The organism is Porcibacter vitabionis, from assembly GCF_046263795.1.
Lineage (GTDB): Bacteria > Bacillota > Clostridia > Lachnospirales > Lachnospiraceae > Lachnocurva.
Genome location: NZ_JBJYZD010000001.1, coordinates 15406 through 35326, shown reverse-complemented (window position 1 = coordinate 35326; position 19921 = coordinate 15406). Strand labels below are relative to the sequence as shown.

Annotated in this window: 16 protein-coding genes and 4 tRNA genes; 2 read left to right on the top strand and 18 right to left on the bottom strand. The window is 49.4% G+C overall.

The features are described 5' to 3' along the window. Positions 1-6 precede the first annotated feature (6 nt). The 7 genes from ACKX2L_RS00170 to ACKX2L_RS00140 all read right to left on the bottom strand — a co-directional run bounded on the left by ACKX2L_RS00170 (position 7) and on the right by ACKX2L_RS00140 (position 3764). Positions 7-465: a GNAT family N-acetyltransferase gene (locus tag ACKX2L_RS00170; protein WP_497551902.1), complete on the bottom strand. Its 459-nt coding sequence runs from the start codon at positions 463-465 to the stop codon at positions 7-9. Positions 466-511: 46 nt separating this feature from the next. Then, positions 512-823 carry a hypothetical protein gene (locus ACKX2L_RS00165; RefSeq protein ID WP_497551903.1) on the bottom strand — a complete coding sequence of 104 codons (312 nt, stop codon included), beginning with the start codon at positions 821-823 and terminating at the stop codon, positions 512-514. Between the two features lie 50 nt (positions 824-873). Next, a complete protein-coding gene (locus ACKX2L_RS00160; protein ID WP_497551904.1) occupies positions 874-1407 on the bottom strand; it encodes a type IV pilin protein in 534 nt (177 codons plus the stop codon). 188 nt (positions 1408-1595) lie between these two features. Beyond that, positions 1596-2186 (bottom strand): type IV pilin protein, encoded by a 591-nt coding sequence (locus ACKX2L_RS00155; RefSeq protein WP_497551905.1) that lies wholly within the window; start codon positions 2184-2186, stop codon positions 1596-1598. A gap of 20 nt (positions 2187-2206) precedes the next feature. Next, the gene (locus tag ACKX2L_RS00150) at positions 2207-2725 is read right to left on the bottom strand and encodes a prepilin-type N-terminal cleavage/methylation domain-containing protein (protein ID WP_497551906.1); all 519 of its coding nucleotides are present in this window, start codon (positions 2723-2725) and stop codon (positions 2207-2209) included. Between the two features lie 54 nt (positions 2726-2779). Next, on the bottom strand, positions 2780-3277 hold the full coding sequence (locus tag ACKX2L_RS00145) for a type IV pilin protein (RefSeq protein ID WP_497551907.1): 498 nt from the start codon (positions 3275-3277) through the stop codon (positions 2780-2782). Positions 3278-3311: 34 nt separating this feature from the next. Next, positions 3312-3764 carry a pilin gene (locus ACKX2L_RS00140; RefSeq protein ID WP_497551908.1) on the bottom strand — a complete coding sequence of 151 codons (453 nt, stop codon included), beginning with the start codon at positions 3762-3764 and terminating at the stop codon, positions 3312-3314. 382 nt (positions 3765-4146) lie between these two features. Here ACKX2L_RS00140 and ACKX2L_RS00135 point away from each other — a divergent pair, with 382 nt between their 5' ends. Beyond that, on the top strand, positions 4147-4386 hold the full coding sequence (locus tag ACKX2L_RS00135) for a hypothetical protein (protein WP_497551909.1): 240 nt from the start codon (positions 4147-4149) through the stop codon (positions 4384-4386). 130 nt (positions 4387-4516) lie between these two features. Here the strand turns inward: ACKX2L_RS00135 and ACKX2L_RS00130 are convergent, their stop codons facing one another. The 8 genes from ACKX2L_RS00130 to ACKX2L_RS00095 form a co-directional block, all read right to left on the bottom strand. Further along, positions 4517-4963, bottom strand: coding sequence for a type II secretion system protein (locus ACKX2L_RS00130; protein WP_497551910.1), 447 nt, complete (start codon positions 4961-4963; stop codon positions 4517-4519). 132 nt (positions 4964-5095) lie between these two features. Next, entirely contained in the window at positions 5096-6313 is a 1218-nt protein-coding gene (locus tag ACKX2L_RS00125) for a type II secretion system F family protein (protein ID WP_497551911.1), read from the bottom strand. Further along, positions 6310-7413 (bottom strand): type IV pilus twitching motility protein PilT, encoded by a 1104-nt coding sequence (locus ACKX2L_RS00120; protein ID WP_497551912.1) that lies wholly within the window; start codon positions 7411-7413, stop codon positions 6310-6312. Before ACKX2L_RS00120 ends, ACKX2L_RS00125 begins: the two co-directional genes overlap by 4 nt. A 36-nt stretch (positions 7414-7449) precedes the next feature. Beyond that, complete coding sequence (locus tag ACKX2L_RS00115; RefSeq protein ID WP_497551913.1) at positions 7450-9135, bottom strand: GspE/PulE family protein; 1686 nt, start codon at positions 9133-9135, stop codon at positions 7450-7452. A 145-nt stretch (positions 9136-9280) separates the two neighbouring features. Further along, positions 9281-9354: transfer RNA gene (locus ACKX2L_RS00110), tRNA-Met, on the bottom strand. A gap of 32 nt (positions 9355-9386) precedes the next feature. Continuing rightward, a tRNA-Val gene (locus ACKX2L_RS00105) sits at positions 9387-9459 on the bottom strand. Between the two features lie 53 nt (positions 9460-9512). Then, a tRNA-Met gene (locus tag ACKX2L_RS00100) sits at positions 9513-9586 on the bottom strand. Between the two features lie 65 nt (positions 9587-9651). Further along, a tRNA-Val gene (locus tag ACKX2L_RS00095) sits at positions 9652-9724 on the bottom strand. Between the two features lie 319 nt (positions 9725-10043). On the opposite strand from ACKX2L_RS00095, the gene ACKX2L_RS00090 reads away from it, so the two are divergent. Then, on the top strand, positions 10044-11198 hold the full coding sequence (locus ACKX2L_RS00090) for a transglutaminase domain-containing protein (protein ID WP_497551914.1): 1155 nt from the start codon (positions 10044-10046) through the stop codon (positions 11196-11198). 13 nt (positions 11199-11211) lie between these two features. On the opposite strand, the gene carB is transcribed toward ACKX2L_RS00090, so the two are convergent. The 3 genes from carB to ACKX2L_RS00075 form a co-directional block, all read right to left on the bottom strand. Beyond that, positions 11212-14430 (bottom strand): carbamoyl-phosphate synthase large subunit, encoded by a 3219-nt coding sequence (gene carB, locus ACKX2L_RS00085; RefSeq protein ID WP_497551915.1) that lies wholly within the window; start codon positions 14428-14430, stop codon positions 11212-11214. Continuing rightward, positions 14423-15592: a carbamoyl phosphate synthase small subunit gene (locus ACKX2L_RS00080; RefSeq protein WP_497551916.1), complete on the bottom strand. Its 1170-nt coding sequence runs from the start codon at positions 15590-15592 to the stop codon at positions 14423-14425. Before ACKX2L_RS00080 ends, carB begins: the two co-directional genes overlap by 8 nt. A 380-nt stretch (positions 15593-15972) precedes the next feature. After that, positions 15973-19803, bottom strand: a complete 3831-nt coding sequence (locus ACKX2L_RS00075) for a phosphoribosylformylglycinamidine synthase (RefSeq protein ID WP_497551917.1) — start codon at positions 19801-19803, stop codon at positions 15973-15975. Positions 19804-19921 lie beyond the last annotated feature (118 nt).

Below are 19921 nucleotides of genomic sequence, written 5' to 3'. Positions count from 1 at the left end.
CAATCATTAAAACATAAGGCGCATCTGAACATGTGGGATTCCTGCCTCAATAAAATCCTCAGAAGTCGCCTTAAAGCCTGCCTTCGCATAAAACCCTTCTGCATGCTTCTGCGACTCGACGTATATTTCTCTTGCATCCAGGCATTCCCTTGCCGCCTGGATCCCGGCATTCAAAAGTTTCCTTCCGGCTCCTGTTCCATGGACCCTTGTCAGCACTCGTCCCATCTGAACCGTTCCCGGCTCATCTTCCTTCGAGAACATCCGCAGGTATGCTGTGACAAAGCCCGTGGAATCGGTACTAAACACGTGAAGGCTGTTGTAATCAAGTCCATCCGCATCCGGATAAAGGATCTTCTCTTCTCCCACAAACACATCAGCCCTGGCTCTTAGTATTTCATAAAGCTCATGCGTCGTTAAGGCATCGAAGGAACGAACATGGAAGCCATTCATTTGAGCAGAAATCATAAGTGTCCTCCATATGCGTATGCAGTCCGGGTTACAATCAGAATTATTACTTGATATTGTGCTTGTTCATCTTCTCTTTGAAGATATCCGTGATGATCGTTCGAAGCTCTTCACGCTCTTTTTCCGGCAGTTCTCCCGGGTTCTTTGCGACTGCATACAGCTCAGGATACTGATTGGCGATCCGCTCGATGGTTTTCGTCGTTGCGTGCTTTCTCACGAAGAAAGGGATCTTCTTGATCCACTCCTGTGGGACGAGGGCAAGAATCTTATCAGCGGCCTCTTTATTACTGATCTCAGCGGTGGAAAGGCCAGCGTCGATTTGTTTCTGTTCTTTATCTGTGAAATCTTCTAAATTCATTATCGTGTACTTCCTTTATATATTTAATCTGATAAGCATTGTGTTTATGGTTACTTCACAGTATTTCCTTTAGCATCTCGCTTTTGCTTATCGATGTAAACACCTGTTAACTGTCCGCTTAGGTCCTTTGAGTATAAATAAAAATATATATTATAGTATCCATCGTAATTGCCTAAGTCAGCATGATTGGCTGAATCGGGTTCATAGTTAGATTTGGACGAAAGCAGATTATAAAAGGGAAGGTTGCTAGCCATTCCACTCCAGTTATTTGCAGACTTGCTATGCAGATAGACCGCATGGACCACTACCGCCGTCACAACGCCATTCGTCCCAATTAGATCCATAGTTATGCCATTGGATGTTTCCGTGATTCTATTCGCAGAAAGCTTTTTTCCGTTATAATCTATGGCTGCTGTCATCGCCTCAGCATATGCACTCCTGATATTTGCCACCGATGTTGCGTCCCTTGCCTTCTCCAGCTGCTTACTGAAGATCGGGATGGATATTGCAACGAGCACTCCAATTATTGCTACTACGATTAAAAGTTCCGCAAGAGTGAATCCCTTGTTGTCTTCTCTTCTCATGTTGTGTTCACCTCCGGTCGCTATCTTGCTATAATCTTGCTTCTATAATCTTGCTTCCCCCTATTTTCATTCTTTCTTCCCTAAACTGATCATTGAAATACTGGTGACGACAAGCGCTCAAATTGATGTCTGTCACGATAAATAGACCAAGGAGTGTTAGGTCCTTGTAACCTTTCTTCATCTATCTCTCATCGTGTATTCTCTTGTTGCCACTTTGATATGTCTCCTCCACTGGATAATGTATTTACAATACTTTTATAGTCGTCGTAGCCATACGCACCAGGTCTAGCACCAGCACAATAGTATCCTTTGATCTGTCCATTTGATGGGTCCATATGAATTGTCCAGATCGTCTCAACTTTATCACCGATCACATTAACATCGCTGAGAATCGTATCTACCGTCCAACTGGATATGTCAATATTTGTGGAAACCTTTATATAGTCTGGTTCATTTACATTGCCCTGAATCCACTGACCATTACAAATTTTGAAATTTAAAATTCCCTTCCCAGCTGCCGGAAAATACGTGTATGTAACAGCATCATCGCCTGAATCTGTATTTTTTGGAACGCTTCCATGCCTCGCGACGTAATCCAGATATGTCGCTTCTGCAGCAGAAAACGCGGCTCTTGCATTTGCTTGATTCGTAGCAAGTCTTGCTTTCCTAAGCTGAGCATGGAAGATCGGGATGGATATTGCGACAAGAACAGCAATGATGGCAACCACGATCAGGAGCTCCGCAAGGGTGAAGCCTTTATTATTCTGTTTTTCCTTCATCTACAAACGCCTGCCTTTCATTACCACAAGCATACGATTGCTAGGAAAGTTCCATCTCCCTGCATGGCAACATCCCAATAACGGTAAGTTCGGTCGGTGAGGACGGTATTAGGATGTTGTTTCGCATCATATTTTACTTGGCTTGTTGTATTCTCATCCCATTTTGAAACATCACTTATACCTAGGCCATTATTGTCAGGTTTATACCCTATGTTTGCAAAGCTATTATAAACCGTTCCCTTAAATGGGCTCGTGTCACTGACTCCCAGATAAGCACATTTCCCTGTTGCGGTATCGTACCTGAAGTACATATGTAGTGACTTGTTCGCTATCGTCTTTTCCTTAGCGTCCTCCGGTGCATCAATGAACTCAGCCATCGCTGCAGATAAAGCAGATCTCGCGTTTGCCTTGTTTGTGGCAAGTCTAGCTTTCTTTAGCTGGGCGGTAAAGATCGGGATGGATATTGCAACAAGTACTCCAATGATGGCAACCACGATCAGGAGCTCCGCTAATGTAAAGCCCTTCTTATTCTTGTTCATTGGGCATCACTCCTTCCGTTTGATATAGATCAGTACTGTATCACCGGATTTATTCTAACAGTATGGATCCGATGGGTTCGATTTGTAGTTATCGTTCGCCTGGATCTTTGTAATGGATCCATTATTATCGAATGTATAAATGTAGCGGTAGAAATAATAATCTCCAAACTTATAATCGTCATTTTGCTCCAAAGCAGTATTGACATTCCATAACGAAATATCAGTGGGAACTATATTATATTCAGGACTATAAGTGCCATTAATATGTAACTCTGTCGTTATCTGTACATTATTAGTACTTTTCGATTTTGCAACCTTGCCAGAGCGTATATCATACGCAATGATATAGAAAGAAGGATCCTCGAGATATGCAGCATACGCCGCGGCCTCTCCCGCTCTCGCATTTGCCTGGTTTACTGCAACTCTCGCTTTTCTAAGCTGGGAGGTAAAGATCGGGATGGATATTGCGACAAGGACAGCAATGATGGCGACCACGATGAGGAGCTCAGCAATGGTGAAGCCTTTATTCTGTTTTCTGGCTCTGTGCTTCATACCGATACTCCTTTATAATTTGCTTTTAAAAGTTTCATTCAGGTGTTGTATACGCATAATATGCGATTACTTTCCCATTCTTAACTTGTATCTGCCAATACTTGCAAACTCTTGATCCTAAATCATAATAAACACCGACTTTTGTTGTTGTATTCCAAGACGAAATATCTGTATTTGGATGCGATATTTCTGTAGTACAGACTGTAGCGCCAAAATTTCTGGCTCGGGTCGGACCATAGTATTGGATTTTGCCAGTCGTTGCATCATATCTATAATATGTACTATCTGCTCTCACAGGCATCCCTTGATCAAAAAACATGGCCACCCATGCCGCATAAGCTGCTCTTGCGTTTGCCTGATTGGTTGCAAGTCGAGCCTTCCGAAGCTGATTATTGAAGATTGGGATGGATATCGCCACGAGTACTCCGATTATGGCAACAACGATCAGTAGCTCCGCTAATGTAAAACCCTTCTTATTCTTTTTCATAGAGCATCACTCCCTCTCGCCCACAGGTTCTTAAAATTGCGGAAAACGACCTTATTACGCGTAAATGTGCATGTTGTAAATTGCAGGTCAGGTGGTCCATCCTAGTCGTCTCCCTATGGGATGATGAACCGCATTCTTATATTACGCACGCAGGTTCCGAAATCTGCGGAAAATGGCCTCATTCTGCGCAATAGTCCAGGGTCATTACAAGCGATGGAACGGCGCGCGTAATAGTACAGAGCAGGTTACACGAATATATGCCTCAGGGGTGTTCTGATGGCCATCTCGATTCCGATCTTTACAAGACGGGCTAAAGAAAGCAAGGCTAGCAACTAAACAGGCAAACGCTAGAGCTGCGTATGCGGTTGCTACTACGCAGTACATGCTTGATTATGCGGACACAGCAGCGCCTGATGAAGATATTTCCTATAATGAGGAAACCGCTACAAAAGACAGTACAGCTGGCACACCTGGACTTGAAACAAAAACTTCAACCGATATTTCTACTTGGAAAATAGAGACCAAAGTTAATAGCACTGCTCTTGGTGATAAAACTGCCAAGACGTGGACAGTAATACTGGACAAAGATGGTACGGTTACTGAATATTCAGCTACATTTTAACTGATGGCAATTAGGTTTACACATGAATAATGGAAACAAAGCCTCCATCGTCATGATGGAGGCTTTTGCAATAATACAGTTCTGTCTTTCAATATGCAAATTAATAATGCCGTTACGAAAAGAGCATCACTTATTGTTTGCCCTCTGTCCAGCTATACGTCGTTTCTGCATTGTTTTTATCTTCACCTGTAATAGTAATTTGAACAATCTTGCCTACATGAGTTTTATCATCATTTGATGCAAATCCATCGGCAGTTTTTGGATCAGTTGTCTTACCATAAGCTTCTATGGTAGCTGCTCCATGTGCGGAATCCGTACTCTGATAAACTACGCCTTTGGCTGCATCGTAGTTATAGCTAATTGTTCCGGTTTGATCCGATGTTAAGTACTCCGATGCCGCAGCAGCTTTAGCAGCCCTAATATTGGCTAGATCAGTTGACACTTTGGCCTTCCTAAGCTGCGATGTAAAGATCGGAATCGAGATCGCTACCAGCACAGCAATGATTGCTACGACGATCAACAACTCAGCAAGGGTAAAGCCTTTCTTATTGTTTCTCTTTTGAATCAGTTTCAACATATTTTTTCCTCCTTCGGTTCAGATAATCTGAAGCCTTTTTGATAATAAATCCTAATAACATAATAATACGGATTCACAAAAAATGCTACTATGAATTACACTTTTAAGTTTTTTTTCATTTCCGGATCCTCATTACATATTATTATACATAGTAAACATCGGCAGATACAGAGAGATAACAATAAATCCGGCAAAGATCGCCAGAAAGATGAGAAGAGCGGGTTCCAGTTTTGCAAGAGCCTGCCGGGTTGCATAGTCGTACTCGTTACTGTAGTAGTCGCCGATAACTTTCAGCGTTTTCGACAGCTCACCGGTCTCTTCGCCGACGGTTGTCATTTCATTCAAAACGTCCGGGAAATAGCCCTTGCTTTTCATGACTTCACCCAGGGTATGTCCGGTCCGGATCAATTCGACCATGCTGAATACATTCCTCTTATGGTACTCATTGGTCATGCATTTTGAAGTGATTTCCAGCGAATCCGCCACGCTCATGCCGGAGCTCAAAAGGGCTGACATGGTCGACGAGAATTCCGTACAGGCCTGGAGGTTATTGATTTTTCCGATGCCCGGCGCATGGAGAACGAACTGTGCCCACTTCTCTTTCCCGCTCTCTGATTTCTTCCAGAAATGTAGGCCAAGCAGAAGTCCTGCGATCACAGCTGCCATGACCCACCACCATTTGGCAAAGAAGTGGGAGATATTGATCAAAACAACGGTCGGCGCAGGAAGGTTTGCATTCAAGCCTTCGAAGATCCGGGTGAAGGTCGGCATAACGAATCCAATCACGATGATCAGAACAACAACAGCGATGATCAGTACGAAGATCGGATAGGTCATGGTGGTCCGGATCTTCTGCCGCATCTTATAGGCTTTCTCATAGTATTCTGCCATGGTCTGAAAGGAATGGACCAGGGTACCGGAGACTTCTCCTGCCCGGACGGTCTCGATAAAGAGCTGGGGCAGATTGGCACCGTTTTTCACAAAGGCATCGGCGACGGAGCTTCCATGGCTGATGTCTTCCGCAGACCGCATAAGAATCTTCTTCAAGACTTTGTCCTCGGTCTGAGTGGAAACCAGCCGCATGGCATCGTCAATGGGGACACCGGAGGATAAGATAATGGAGAACTGAGAGCACATGACAGACAGTGCTTTCTGGTTCATTTTCTTTCCGCCGATATCAGTAAAGAGGAAGGCGAAGGGTCCGCTGGCTTCCTTCACTTCCCGGATACTTGTAATGACCGGACAGGTTGGTTTGATCTGACTTACGGCGGCGAATTCGTCAACGGCATCTATGACGCCTGAAATCTTGGCTCCGCCTTCGGACAGACCGGTGTAGCGGTAAGTATTCATATAAATCTCCTCTTCACGGATGTTTGAGGCATGACATGCGAAGTAACGGGATGGCCTACATTTCTCTCAACAAAATCCGGATCAAAGGCTGCGGCAATGGCGGTCTCCGGATCGATCAGATTTTGTCTTACCTGGTTGATCAGACAGTTATCCATGGTCAGGCTTCCGATGTCGGCGGATGACAGGAGGGAGGACTGCATCTGCGGAGTGTTGCCTTCGCGGATCTGGTTCTTGATGGCCTGGTTTACGATCATGGCTTCGCAGGCGCAGACACGGCCTTTGCCGCCCTTTTTGACAAGGAGCTGCTGGGAAAGGACTGCTTTTAAGGTGGTCGAAAGCTGCATCCGGATCTGGGGCTGCTTGTCTGCCGGGAAGGAGCCGACGATTCGGTCGACCGAGTCGACGGCGGAATTGGTATGGAGTGTTGCGAAAACAAGATGGCCGGTTTCAGCTGCGGTCATGGCTGTTTCCATGGTCTCGGTATCCCGCATCTCACCAATCAGGATGACGTCCGGATCTTCCCGGAGGATGGCGCGGAGACCGTTGGCGTAACTCTCGGTGTCTGTGCCGATCTCCCGCTGATTGATGAGACAGAGGTCGGGCTGGTAGACATACTCGATCGGGTCTTCGAGAGTAATGATATGCTCTCTCCTGCTGTGGTTGATCTGGTTTAAAATCGCAGCAAGGGTTGTGGACTTACCGGATCCGGTCTCGCCGGTGACTAAGACAATGCCCTTTTCCCAAGCTGAGAATTTACTGACTACGGGCGGAAGTCCCAGGCTGTCGAGCTCCGGGATATGGTCAGCCAGGATTCGAAGGGCCAGGGAGACATGGCCGGCTGCGCGGAAGGCGTTGATACGGATCCGCTCTCCTGCTATGGTATCGGATCCGTCCCACTCGCCGATGTCCCTGATCTTGTCATAATTTCTTCCGGACAGTTCTTTTGCATAGTTTTCGCAGTCGTCGGGGCTTATGATATCGGGATCCAGATTGGTCAGCTGGCCATCGATCCGGTACTTGACCGGGACATTAGCCGCGATGTGGACGTCGCTTGCGCCGGCGGCTTTTCCTGTGCGGATGAGTTCTTCGATTGATTTCATATCGTCTGATCCACCTGTCTTTATTACATTATTACATTAATCAATGGTTGCTACGGTTCGGATGACTTCATCCAGTGTGGTTCGGCCTTCATTGACCAGTCCGATGGCATTGGTCATCATGGAAGTAAAGTCACCGGCAGCTGTAATCTTTTTCCGAAGTTCGGTTCCATTGGCTCCGGATGCGATGGCGTCTCGGATGTCGGAATCCATGGTCAAGATCTCGAAAACACCGATTCGGCCGCGGTAACCCTTGTTGCACTGAGGGCAGCCTGCCCCTTTATAGAAATGCATGGTCTCCGGATGTTTGATCCCTGCCAGATCCACGAGATATGGATCCGGCTGGATCTCTTCGCGGCAGTTGGGACAAATCGTCCGAACCAGGCGCTGGGAAATAATGCCTCGAATGGAGCCGGCAATCAGATAAGGCTCCATGCCCAGGTCTTTCAGACGGTCGATTGCGGATACCGCATCCTCGGTATGGATGGTGGACAGGACCAGATGTCCGGTCATAGCGGCCCGAAGGGCAATCTCAGCGGTCTCGCCGTCTCGAATCTCTCCGACACAGATGATATCGGGGTCCTGTCGCAGGCAGGCACGAAGGGCGGATGCGAAGGTCAAGCCGACTTTTTCATTGATGGCGACCTGAGTGACGCCATCCATCTGGAACTCGACCGGGTCTTCCAGGGAGATCATATTGACCTCAGGCTTGTTCAATTCTCGGATCATGGTATAGAGGGTGGAAGTCTTTCCGGATCCGGTGGGGCCGACAATCAGGATCATGCCGGAGGAGTTCTTTAAAATCCGGTCAAACTTGGCATTATCTCTTTCGGTAATGCCGATGCCTTCCCGGTTGAGTCTGGATTCGTCCCGCCAGAGAATTCGTATGACGATTTTTTCTCCGAAAATCGTAGGCAGGGAACTGAGACGGAGGTCTACCTTTTCCCCATTGGAGGAACGGTAGACGGCACGGCCGTCCTGGGGGATCCGGTGCTCGGTGATATTCATATCGGACATGACCTTGAGCCGGGAAATGACGGCATTCTGCAGGTCCTTTGGAATGGTCAGAATCTCTCTCATCTGGCCATCGACACGGATGCGGACAACCATCTGGCTGGCGCGGGGCTCGATATGGATGTCGGATGCCCGGTCGCCGACGCCTCGTTCGAGGATGGAATTTACAAGCTTGACGGTCGGAGCATTCAGGTCGGTGTCATTCGCCTCCGCCTGCTGAGCGATCTCCCCCAGTGTAACATTCCTTTCTTCCTGCATCTCCTGGATAGCGAGGTTGGCGCCCTCATTCTCGTAGAGGGCGGTCAGGGCACGGGTGATGGCTGTGGAGTAGGCGATGACCGGGATGATCCGGCGGCGGGTGATTTTACGCACTTCCTCGGTCGCGTTGAAGTTCATGGGGTCTTCCATGGCAAGAACGAGCTTGTCATGATCCATGCGGACCGGTACGACCCGGTTCTTGACAGCGACGGCCTTGGGCACAAGTTTGGCAACGGAAGGGTCGAATTTGGTGGTGTTCAGATCCTCAAAACCGATACCGAGCTGGTTCTTTAATGTGGTGACCAGGTCTTCTTCTGTGATATAGTGGTTGTCGATCAAAACCTGACCGAGTCTTTTGCCGGAGGTCTTCTGGTCCTGCAGTGCGCGGTCCAGTTCTTCCGGCTGCAGAATACCTGCGTCGATCAGCATCTCTCCCAGTTTTTTGTTCTTCATAGGGTTCCTCTTTATAGAATGAATCAGTTATTCATATCATAGTGTTTTTCATATCATAGCATTTTTCATATCATAGTATTTTTCATATCATAGCATTATTTGAAGGCAAAAAAAAGACATCACTCTTTCTGAGTGATGTCTACGCTAGCGAAGGGGAGACTTGAACTCTCGACACCGCGGGTATGAACCGCGTGCTCTAGCCAGCTGAGCTACTTCGCCATATGTACTTTATGTCTTATAGACATAAAGAATGGGACCTATAGGGCTCGAACCTATGACCCTCTGCTTGTAAGGCAGATGCTCTCCCAGCTGAGCTAAGATCCCATTTTCATTTGGATTATGATATTTTCAAAATCCAATGCAGATTATTCTGCAAGTAGCGAAGGGGAGACTTGAACTCTCGACACCGCGGGTATGAACCGCGTGCTCTAGCCAGCTGAGCTACTTCGCCAAACATTACATGCCTCTCGGCAATGTAATATAATGAATGGATTCCATGAGGAATCTCATCCTTAGTGGAACCTATAGGGCTCGAACCTATGACCCTCTGCTTGTAAGGCAGATGCTCTCCCAGCTGAGCTAAGATTCCATAAGCTGAAAATATTTCGAATCAACAGCTGAAATTTATAATACTAAAACCGCCGAGGCGTGTCAACTACTTTTTTAAAGTTTTTTGGCAAATCCTGCCATCTCTGATTCTGCCCTTGCCAGAATCTGCTGGAGTCTTCGCTTCTTTTATGCTATATTTTGGCTAGCCTGTCTGTCCATGGCAGGCTTTATTTTGGCTAGCCTGTCATCCCTAGCCTGTCCATGGCAGGCTTTCAATTTCAAGAGGCTTCCAATTTTAACAGGCTTCCAATTTCAAACCATTTGCGGCAGGAAAGTCAATCTCAAAGAGAGTTAATTCCATGAAAAGACATAAAAGACATCACAGTTTCAAATTACTTATCGTCATTCTGGCCCTGATCCTTCTGATCCATGGTCATTATGGCTCTGTTTCCAATTTTTCCCGGCAGATCTATCTGATCCTGCCTCAGAATGTCCAGGCCCTGCTTCAGAAAACCGGCAGCAGCCTGTCCGAAAAGCTCCTGGTCGATCAGCAGACGAAGGAAACGGTCCAATCCCTTTCCTCTCTGGGCCAGGTCATGCTGGAGAAAAATGCCCGGCGGAATCAAGTTATGCAGACGGATTATGATCTCCTCTCCTATCTCTCAGGAAAAAGTCAGACCGTCGTGGAGTCTTCTGCCGGTGAGGCCGAGCTCACCATCTCCGGAGATATCCTGTCCGTTACATCCGCCAGCCACTCCTCTGCCTCTGCAAAAAGATGTGAAATCCATTCCGTTTCGGAAGCAAATAATAATGGTTCGATCACCGTTGGCCAGGGAAGTAATCAGATAAAACTTACTTCGCCCGGCGTCATTTTAAACCAATATGTGATCTATCTGCCCGGTGACAGGGATCTTATCACAGTGCCGCCTGTCATCTTCACAGGCCAGGGCTATCAGTTCATGGACTTCTCCGCTGTCAATCAGGGAATTCCGTCTGATCCGGATGCCATGCGATCCGAGCATAAGGATTATTTCCGGGAAGTTGGCAATGAGATCCTGTCTCAGGCCGGTGCCACGAACAGGTCTGCCACGGACAGGGTGCGAGCAATTCATGACTATATCTGTCAGAATTTCTCCTATGATGAGGACCTGGCAGCCTCACCCACCCAGGAAAATTTCATCGACGATGACAAAGCTTCCTGGGAGAGCCGGCGGGGGATCTGTGAGAATTACGCCCGCTGGACGGCTGATATTCTAAATGCCATGGGCATTACGTGCCTGCAGGTGAATGGCATTGGTGTCAACAGTTCCCAGGACAATACGCTCCACCGGGTCAACCATGCCTGGAATCTGGTTCAAATCGATGGCATCTACTATCCCCTGGATGTCACCTGGGACTGCGGGAATCGCTACAGTGGCGGAACGATCACCTCGGGAAAGATGCGGGATACCTATTTCCTGTCCCCCGAGGCGATCAACCAGGATCACGTCTTTATCAAAGAAGCCAATGAATAAGCCAATGAATAAACTACTTTCCTCTCGTCTGTACCTTAGCAATATCGATCGTGCTTAAGGTTCTCTGATCAATGGCAGTTTCCAGGGCGCGGGCCAGAGCATTTGCTGTATCGATAGCGGTAATGCAGTAGACACCGGTCTCGATTGCGGTTCGGCGAATCTTGAAACCGTCACGGGTCTTGTCGCCGTGTCCCTGGGTCGGGATATCAATGACAAGGTCGATCTTATGACCTAAGAGCAGATCCATCACGGTCGGCGATTCCTGATCCAGCTTGTTGACCCAGAGGGCATCGACCCCGTGCTCATTCAGATAACGGGCCGTGGACCGGGTCGCATAGATGGTATAGCCAAGCTTCTTAAAGCGCTTTGCGACACCGACTGCTTCGGCTTTGTCCTGATCCTTGATGGTCATGATCATCTTCTTATATTTCGGCAAACGTACCCCGGCTCCGAGGAAGGCCTTATATAGCGCTTCTTCGAAATTCCCGGAGATCCCCAGGCACTCGCCTGTGGACTTCATTTCCGGTCCCATGGCGATCTCTGCATCCCGCAGTTTCTCGAAAGAGAAGACCGGCATCTTGATTGCAAAATAGTCCGCTTCCGGCTGGAGCCCCGGCTCGTAGCCAAGATCCTGAATAGTCTTTCCCAGCATGACCTGAACGGCCAAATCGACGATCGGAATGCCGGTCACCTTACTGATGTAAGGTACGGTACGGGAAGACCGCGGGTTGACCTCAATGACATAAACTTCTCCATCCATCACAATGAACTGGATATTGATCATGCCCTTGACATGAAGTGCCTGAGCCAGAAGCTCGGTATCCCTGGCGATCTTCTTTTTAATATCATCACCGATGGTCGGTGCCGGATAGACAGAGATCGAATCGCCGGAATGAATACCGGTCCGTTCGATATGCTCCATAATACCGGGGATCAGGATATTCTTGCCGTCGCAAACCGCATCGACCTCAACTTCCTTTCCCTGCAGATATTTGTCGACCAGGATCGGATGATCCTGAGCGATCCGGTTAATGATGCCGATGAATTCTTCGATCTCAGCGTCATTGAATGCGATCTGCATGCCCTGACCGCCCAGGACATAAGAAGGACGAACCAGGACCGGATAGCCGACCCGGTTAGCGACTTCTTTTGCTTCCTCTGCCGTATAGACGGTTCCGCCGGAAGCTCTGGGAATGCCGGTCTTCTGCAGGATCTCATCGAAGAGTTCCCGGTCTTCCGCCGCATCGACATCCTCTGCCTTGGTCCCGAGGATGGGCACACCCATCTTCAAGAGATCCTGGGTCAGCTTGATGGCAGTCTGTCCGCCAAACTGGACAACCGCCGCATCCGGCTTCTCGAAATCGACAACATTCTGCACATCTTCTGCCGTCAGGGGTTCGAAGTAAAGCTTATCCGCAATATCAAAGTCGGTCGAAACCGTCTCCGGATTATTATTGATAATAATGGTCTCATAACCTCTCCGGGCGAAGGCCCAGGTGGCGTGTACGCTGCAGAAATCGAACTCGATGCCCTGGCCGATCCGGATGGGACCGGATCCTAAAACCAGGATCTTCTTTTTGTCATTGGTCTCAATGGCTTCGTTTTCCGAGCCGAAGACGGAATAATAATAAGGCGTTGTGGCCTCAAACTCAGCTGCACAGGTATCGACCATCTTGAAGCCGGCCAGAATGCCCCACTTCTTTCTCAGGTCATGGATCTCCTCTTCGCTTCTGCCGGAAAGTTCTCCGATGACCTTGTCCGGGAATTCCATCCGTTTGGCCTCTGAAAGGAGCTCCTCTGTCATAGGCTCGGATCCCAGGCGATACTCCATGCCGACCAGGATATCGATCTTATCAATAAACCAGAGGTCGATCTTGGTCAGGGCATGAATATGTTCCTTGGGAACATGGCGGCGCAGAGCTTCTGCGATGACCCAGATCCTCCGGTCATCGACGACACGAAGCTGGTCCTCCAGCTGATCCATGGAAAGCTTGGTGAAATCATAGCTTCGAAGGCTGTCCACATGCTGCTCCAGAGACCGGATGGCCTTCATCAGGGCACCTTCGAAATTATTGGAGATACTCATGACTTCGCCGGTTGCCTTCATCTGAGTGGTCAATGTCCTCTTCGCCGTGATGAATTTATCAAAAGGCAGACGGGGGATCTTCACCACACAGTAGTCCAGCATGGGTTCAAAGCTGGCATAGGTCTTACCCGTGATGGCATTGGGGATCTCATCCAGCGTGTAGCCCAGGGCGATCTTGGCGGAAACCTTGGCGATGGGATAACCGGTCGCCTTGGATGCCAGAGCAGAGGAACGAGAAACTCTTGGATTGACTTCGATGACGCAGTATTCGAAAGAATCCGGATTCAAGGCATATTGCACATTGCAGCCACCGGTGATACCAAGTTCTGTAATGATCCGAAGGGCCGAGGACCGAAGCATCTGGTACTCCTTGTCGCCCAGGGTCTGGGAGGGAGCCACAACGATCGAATCACCGGTGTGAACGCCGACAGGGTCTATATTTTCCATGTTGCAGACGGTGATACAGTTGCCCCTGGAATCCCGCATGACTTCATACTCGATTTCCTTCCAGCCGGCGATAGAGCGCTCTACCAGAACTTCATGGACACGGGACAAACGAAGACCATTCTCTAAGATGGTGCGAAGCTCGGTCTCGTTGTGAGCGATGCCTCCGCCCGAACCGCCCAGGGTATAGGCCGGACGGAGAACGACCGGATAGCCGATGGTATTGGTGAAGCGAACGCCGTCTTCGATATTATGAACGACCTTGGAGGGAGCGACAGGCTCACCCAGCTTCTCCATGGTGTCCTTAAAGGCCTGACGGTCTTCCGCCCGGAAGATCGTGTCGCGGCTGGTTCCGATCAGGCGGACGCCCTGCTCTTTTAAGAAGCCGTTGTCCGAAAGTTCCATGCCGAGGTTCAGCCCGGCCTGGCCGCCCAGGGTCGGAAGCACGGAATCGGGCTTTTCTTTCCGAATGATCTCTTCCAGAGTTTCCACGGTCAGAGGCTCGATATAAACCTCGTCTGCGATCTGCTTATCCGTCATGATGGTCGCCGGGTTGGAATTGACCAGGCAGACCTCAACGCCCTCTTCGTGGAGGGAACGGCAGGCCTGGGTGCCTGCGTAGTCGAATTCCGCCGCCTGACCGATGACGATGGGGCCGGATCCGATGACAAGGACTTTCTTGATACTGTTATCTCTAGGCATTCTTTTCTCCTCTCATCATCTTAATAAAGCGGTCGAAAAGGAAGCCGCTGTCCTGAGGTCCCGGGCAGGCTTCCGGATGGAACTGAACGGTATAGACCGGTTTCTTTTGATACCGTAATCCTTCATTGGTGCCGTCATTGACATTGCTGAAAGCAGGCAGTGCAATTTCCGGATCAATCGTCTTCGGATCGACGGCATAGCCGTGGTTCTGGGAAGAAATATAGACCCTGCCGGTCTCTTCATCTCTGACCGGATGGTTGCCTCCCCGGTGGCCGTACTTCATCTTATAGGTGTCGCCGCCGGTTGCAAGTGCCATGAGCTGATGGCCCAGGCAGATGGCAAAAATCGGGAGACCGCTGTCATAGAGTTTCTTCACGTTGGCAATGATATCGGTGCAGGTCTTGGGATCTCCGGGGCCGTTCGATAACATGATGCCGTCCGGTTTGGAAGCTATAATCTCTTCTGCCGACGTATGGGCCGGATAAACGGTCACCTGACAGCCGCGGGAGATCAGCTCTCTTGCAATATTTCTCTTGGCGCCGAAATCCATCAGGGCAACCGATAAGCCTTTGCCCGGCCGATAGGGTTCGCCCTCTCTTCCTTCATAGCCCAGGATCTCGCTCTGATAACCACCGAGATGAAGGTAAGGCGACTGAAGGACAGGTTCGCTTGGTTTATATTTCTCCGTGCAGGTGACACGACTGACAACGTCGCCGACTTCATAGGCTCGAAGCTTAGGAAGGACTTCCTCGAGCTTATAGTCTGCATTGGTTGTGATCATGCCGTTCATGGTGCCCTTTTCCCGAAGGATCTTGGTCAGGGCCCGGGTGTCGATGCCGGCGATGCCAGGGATATCCTGCTTTACGAGGAAGTCTTCCAGACTGCCCCGGCAGCGAAAATTGGAAGGAATCCGCGAAAGCTCCCGGACGATGTAACCGTCGACCCAGGATCTCTCCGACTCATAATCGTCCGTCACTCCATAATTTCCAATCAGGGGATAGGTCATGGTGACCGCCTGACCGGCATAGGACGGATCGGTCAGGACCTCCAGATAACCGGTCATGGAGGTGTTGAAGACGATCTCGCTGATCACTTCCCGGGTCGAGCCTATGCTTTTCCCGGTGAAGACCGTCCCGTCTTCCAGAATCAGAAATGCTTTCATGGACGCTTTCCTTTCTTTTTGTGCATGTCTTTTTGTGCTTGGATGCCTGTATGCTTATTTGCCTGCTTCTGTACTTGATTGCTTATCTGGTTGCTATAAAGTGATTGCTTGGCTGCAATAAAGTCATTGCCTGGCGTATGTATATTTATACGCATTATAGAACATATTGCTGAATTATGGAATTAATATTCATAATTTTATTTTGTTCACAAAAAAATGCAATCAGAATCTTGTCTTTATAGACAGGACATGCTAATATAGAAGCCTATTCTTTTTAATATGCCCTTACTTTAATCAAAAAAGAACCTAAACTTATAAAATAATATCATAAGATCCCCGCCGAGTAAACCGGCGGGGATGTTTCTTTTTCTATACCCTTATTATTTGAAGTACTCTACTCCGCTCTCGAAGATCTTCAGATCCTGATCGCCGTAGATATTGATGGCAACATGGTCGCCGCGGCGCTCGCTGTGGCACATCTTACCAAGGATCCGGCCGTCCGGACTTGTGATGCCTTCGATCGCGCGATAGGATCCGTTGATATTCCACTCTTCATCCATGGAGACGTTGCCGTCGGGATCGCAGTACTGGAGAGCAACCTGTCCGTTCTTGAACAACTTGTCCAGCCACTCTTCATTGGCAACGAAACGGCCTTCGCCATGGCTGGCGGGATTCACATAGACGCCGCCGAGCTTGGCCTGCATCAGCCAGGGGCTCTTGTTCGAAACCACTCTTAAGTAAGCTTCCTTGGAGATATGTCTGCCGATCGTATTATAGGTCAGGGTCGGAGAATCCGCCTTCTGGGTATGGATCTCGCCGTAAGGCACTAATCCGAGCTTGATCAGGGCCTGAAAACCGTTACAGATTCCAAGTGCCAGGCCGTCCCTCTCATCCAGGAGTTTTTGGATCTCTTCCTTGATCTTCTCATTCCGGAAAGCCGTTGCAAAGAATTTTGCGGATCCCTCCGGCTCGTCGCCGCCCGAGAAACCGCCCGGGAAGAAGACGATCTGGGATTCGCGGATTGCTTTGGCGAAGGCATCGACAGACTCGACGATGTCCTCGGCATTGCGGTTTCTGAAGACGATCGAGTGGGCCTCTGCTCCGGCCCGGTCGAAAGCAGCTTCGCAATCGTACTCGGTATTGGTTCCCGGGAAGACCGGAATGAAGACTTTCGGCTTTGCAACCTTATGCTTACAAATATAAACCTTACCAATGTTTTCCTGATTGGAATCCGGGCATGCCGCATTCCTTCTCACATCATACAAAGGCGAATCGACAGCTTCTTTTCCATCGACTGCGATGGTCGGGAAGACTTTCTCCAGGGGCTTCTTCCAGGAAGATACTGCCTCTGCCAAAGAGATCTTGACCGATCCGTAGCTGAAGGTTCCATCGTCTGTGACCTCTCCGACATGGGAGACCACCACTCCATCCGGCAGGATTTCCAGGGCATCTTCATGGCCCGGTGCAAGTTCTGCCACGATCTCTCCGATGTAAGGGCGGAAAAGCATCTCTTTCGGAAGGTCTGCATTTAATGTAAAGCCCATGCCATTACCGAAAGCCATCTTGGACAGGGACTCTGCCAGACCGTAACCCTCCACAACATAGGCCGATACGATAATGCCCTTCTGAATCAGTTCATGAATCTTATCATAAGTTTTCATGGCCTGGTCGAAATCCGGCTGGTCGTACTCATCATGAGCCAGACGGAAGAGAACGATCCTGTCACCTGCCGCCTTGAATTCCGGAGTGATAATATCATGTTCATCTGCAACATCAACAGCGAAGGAAACCAAAGTCGGAGGAACATCAATATCATTGAAGCTTCCGGACATGGAGTCCTTGCCTCCGATGGAAGCCAGACCCAGCCGGATCTGTGCCCGGTAAGCGCCGAGGAGGGCTAAGAAAGGCTGGCTCCAGCGCTTGGGGTCCTCGGACATCCTGCGGAAGAATTCCTGGAAGGTAAAGTGGACTTTCTTGTAATCACCACCGGCTGCCACGATCTTCGACAGAGAAGAAAGGACTGCAAACTGGGCGCCGTGGTAAGGGCTCCAGCTGGTGAGATAGGGATCATAGCCATAGGCCATCATGGTGACGGCATCACACTTGTGCTCTCCGACCGGGAGTTTTGCCACCATGGACTGGGTCTCCGTCAGCTGGTACTTACCGCCATAAGGCATGTAGACAGAACCGGCTCCGATGGAACCGTCAAACATCTCGACCAGGCCCTTTTGAGATGCGACATTGAGATTGGAAAGCGTTGAAAGCCAGGCGGCCTTGATATCATCGGCATCCAAAGCATCTCTTACGGCTTCGATGGTCTCGGTCTCAAAGAAATTGTCCTCGACGCGCGGCATCTCGGCTTCGACCTTGGTCTCCTGGTGAGCGCCGTTGGTATCGATGAAGGCGCGGGACATATTGACGATCTCTTTTCCTCTCCAGGTCAGGATCATCCGGGGCACTTCTGTTACGACTGCAACTTCGACTGCTTCCAGATTCTCTTCTGCTGCATAGGCTAAGAATCGGTCTACATTTTCCGGAGCGACAACAACAGCCATCCGCTCCTGGGATTCGGAGATGGCAAGCTCGGTGCCGTCCAGGCCGGCGTATTTCTTTGGTACCTTATCGAGGTTGATCCGAAGACCGGGAGCCAGCTCGCCGATGGCAACAGAGACACCGCCGGCGCCGAAATCGTTACATTTCTTGATGATATAGGAAACTTCCTCGCGGCGGAAAAGCCTTTGGATCTTACGCTCGGTCGGAGGATTGCCCTTCTGGACCTCAGCGCCGCATTCTGCGGTTGACTGGGTGTTGTGGGCCTTGGAAGAACCGGTTGCGCCGCCGATTCCGTCACGGCCGGTCCGGCCGCCGAGCAGGATGATGCGGTCGCCGGGATCGGAATTCAATCGCTGAACGGCTCTCCGGGGTGCGGCGCCCATGACAGCGCCAAGTTCCATCCGCTTTGCGACATAGTTCGGATGATAGATCTCATGAACATAGCCGGTGGCCAGACCGATCTGGTTTCCATAGGAAGAATAACCGTGAGCGGCCTCACGGACCAGTTTCTTCTGAGGGAGTTTTCCTTCCAGGGTGTCCTTCACGGAGCCGGTCGGATCGGCTGCGCCGGAGATCCGCATGGCCTGGTAGACATAGGTACGGCCGGACAGAGGATCCCGGATCGCGCCGCCCAGACAGGTGGCTGCACCACCAAAGGGCTCGATTTCGGTCGGATGATTATGGGTCTCATTTTTGAAATTGACCAGCCATTCTTCTTCTTTGCCGTCCACTTTGACCGGGACTACAATAGAGCAGGCATTGATCTCATCGGACTTCTCCTGGTCGGTCAGCTTGCCTTCGGCCTTGAGGCGCTTGGCTGCAATCAGGGCAATGTCCATGAGGCAAACGAATTTATCGTTTCGATCCTTATAAAGAACCTTGAAGGTGTCTTTATAATCCTGGAAAGTTTCTTCGATCGGCTTTCTGTAATAGCCCTCGTCGAATTTCACGGAGGTAAGCTCGGTAGAGAAGGTCGTATGACGGCAGTGATCGGACCAGTAGGTGTCGAGCACGCGGATTTCCGTCATCGACGGATCCCTCTTCTCGTCATTTTGGAAGTAATTTTGAATATGAAGGAAATCCTTGAAGGTCATGGCGAGATTCAGGGAATCAAAGAGATCCTTCAGATCCTTCTCTGCCATGTCTTTAAAACCGGTCAGAATCTTCACATCTTCCGGTTCTTTATAATTGTCGCGGAGGGTCTCAGGCTTGTCTAAGCCGGTCTCTCGGGAGTCGACCGGATTGATGCAGTGCTTTTTGATGGCAGCAAACTCTTCCTCAGAAATATCACCTTCTATGACATAGGTAATAGCGGTCTTAATGACCGGCTCCTCATCTTCTTTCAGAAGCTTTACACATTGAACAGCGGAGTCTGCTCTCTGGTCAAACTGGCCCGGAAGGGATTCCACGGAAAAGGTTCGTCCTTCGTAAGAAAAGGTCTCTTCATAGACGTCGTCGACCGGCGGCTCGGAGAAAATGGTCCGGATGGCCTTCCGATAAGTATCATCTGAGATATTCTCGATGTCATAACGATTCAGGACCCGAATGGCCTTGACATCCGTGATTCCAAGGAAATTCTTGAATTCCTGTATCAGCTCTTTGGCCTTGACTGCATATGCCGGTTTCTTCTCTACATAAATACGTCTGACATTCCCCATGGCTTACCTCCATTGATTCTATTATCAGATACGCGGTGGGATTTTAACCCATCTGTTTCTAAAGTATAGCACAGAAAAAGTTGGGGAAGAAATTATTAATAATAAATCAATTTATAAG

What these genes read in the sequence shown, in the direction of transcription:
- ACKX2L_RS00155 (WP_497551905.1), bottom strand. Translation starts at nt 2,186, where the DNA reads ATGAAGGAAAAACAGAATAATAAAGGCTTCACCCTTGCGGAGCTCCTG.
- carB (WP_497551915.1), bottom strand. Translation starts at nt 14,430, where the DNA reads ATGCCTAGAGATAACAGTATCAAGAAAGTCCTTGTCATCGGATCCGGC.
- ACKX2L_RS00115 (WP_497551913.1), bottom strand. Translation starts at nt 9,135, where the DNA reads ATGAAGAACAAAAAACTGGGAGAGATGCTGATCGACGCAGGTATTCTG.
- ACKX2L_RS00125 (WP_497551911.1), bottom strand. Translation starts at nt 6,313, where the DNA reads ATGAATACTTACCGCTACACCGGTCTGTCCGAAGGCGGAGCCAAGATT.
- ACKX2L_RS00130 (WP_497551910.1), bottom strand. Translation starts at nt 4,963, where the DNA reads ATGTTGAAACTGATTCAAAAGAGAAACAATAAGAAAGGCTTTACCCTT.
- ACKX2L_RS00075 (WP_497551917.1), bottom strand. Translation starts at nt 19,803, where the DNA reads ATGGGGAATGTCAGACGTATTTATGTAGAGAAGAAACCGGCATATGCA.
- ACKX2L_RS00140 (WP_497551908.1), bottom strand. Translation starts at nt 3,764, where the DNA reads ATGAAAAAGAATAAGAAGGGTTTTACATTAGCGGAGCTACTGATCGTT.
- ACKX2L_RS00120 (WP_497551912.1), bottom strand. Translation starts at nt 7,413, where the DNA reads ATGAAATCAATCGAAGAACTCATCCGCACAGGAAAAGCCGCCGGCGCA.
- ACKX2L_RS00170 (WP_497551902.1), bottom strand. Translation starts at nt 465, where the DNA reads ATGATTTCTGCTCAAATGAATGGCTTCCATGTTCGTTCCTTCGATGCC.
- ACKX2L_RS00145 (WP_497551907.1), bottom strand. Translation starts at nt 3,277, where the DNA reads ATGAAGCACAGAGCCAGAAAACAGAATAAAGGCTTCACCATTGCTGAG.
- ACKX2L_RS00090 (WP_497551914.1), top strand. Translation starts at nt 10,044, where the DNA reads ATGAAAAGACATAAAAGACATCACAGTTTCAAATTACTTATCGTCATT.
- ACKX2L_RS00080 (WP_497551916.1), bottom strand. Translation starts at nt 15,592, where the DNA reads ATGAAAGCATTTCTGATTCTGGAAGACGGGACGGTCTTCACCGGGAAA.
- ACKX2L_RS00135 (WP_497551909.1), top strand. Translation starts at nt 4,147, where the DNA reads ATGCTTGATTATGCGGACACAGCAGCGCCTGATGAAGATATTTCCTAT.
- ACKX2L_RS00165 (WP_497551903.1), bottom strand. Translation starts at nt 823, where the DNA reads ATGAATTTAGAAGATTTCACAGATAAAGAACAGAAACAAATCGACGCT.
- ACKX2L_RS00160 (WP_497551904.1), bottom strand. Translation starts at nt 1,407, where the DNA reads ATGAGAAGAGAAGACAACAAGGGATTCACTCTTGCGGAACTTTTAATC.
- ACKX2L_RS00150 (WP_497551906.1), bottom strand. Translation starts at nt 2,725, where the DNA reads ATGAACAAGAATAAGAAGGGCTTTACATTAGCGGAGCTCCTGATCGTG.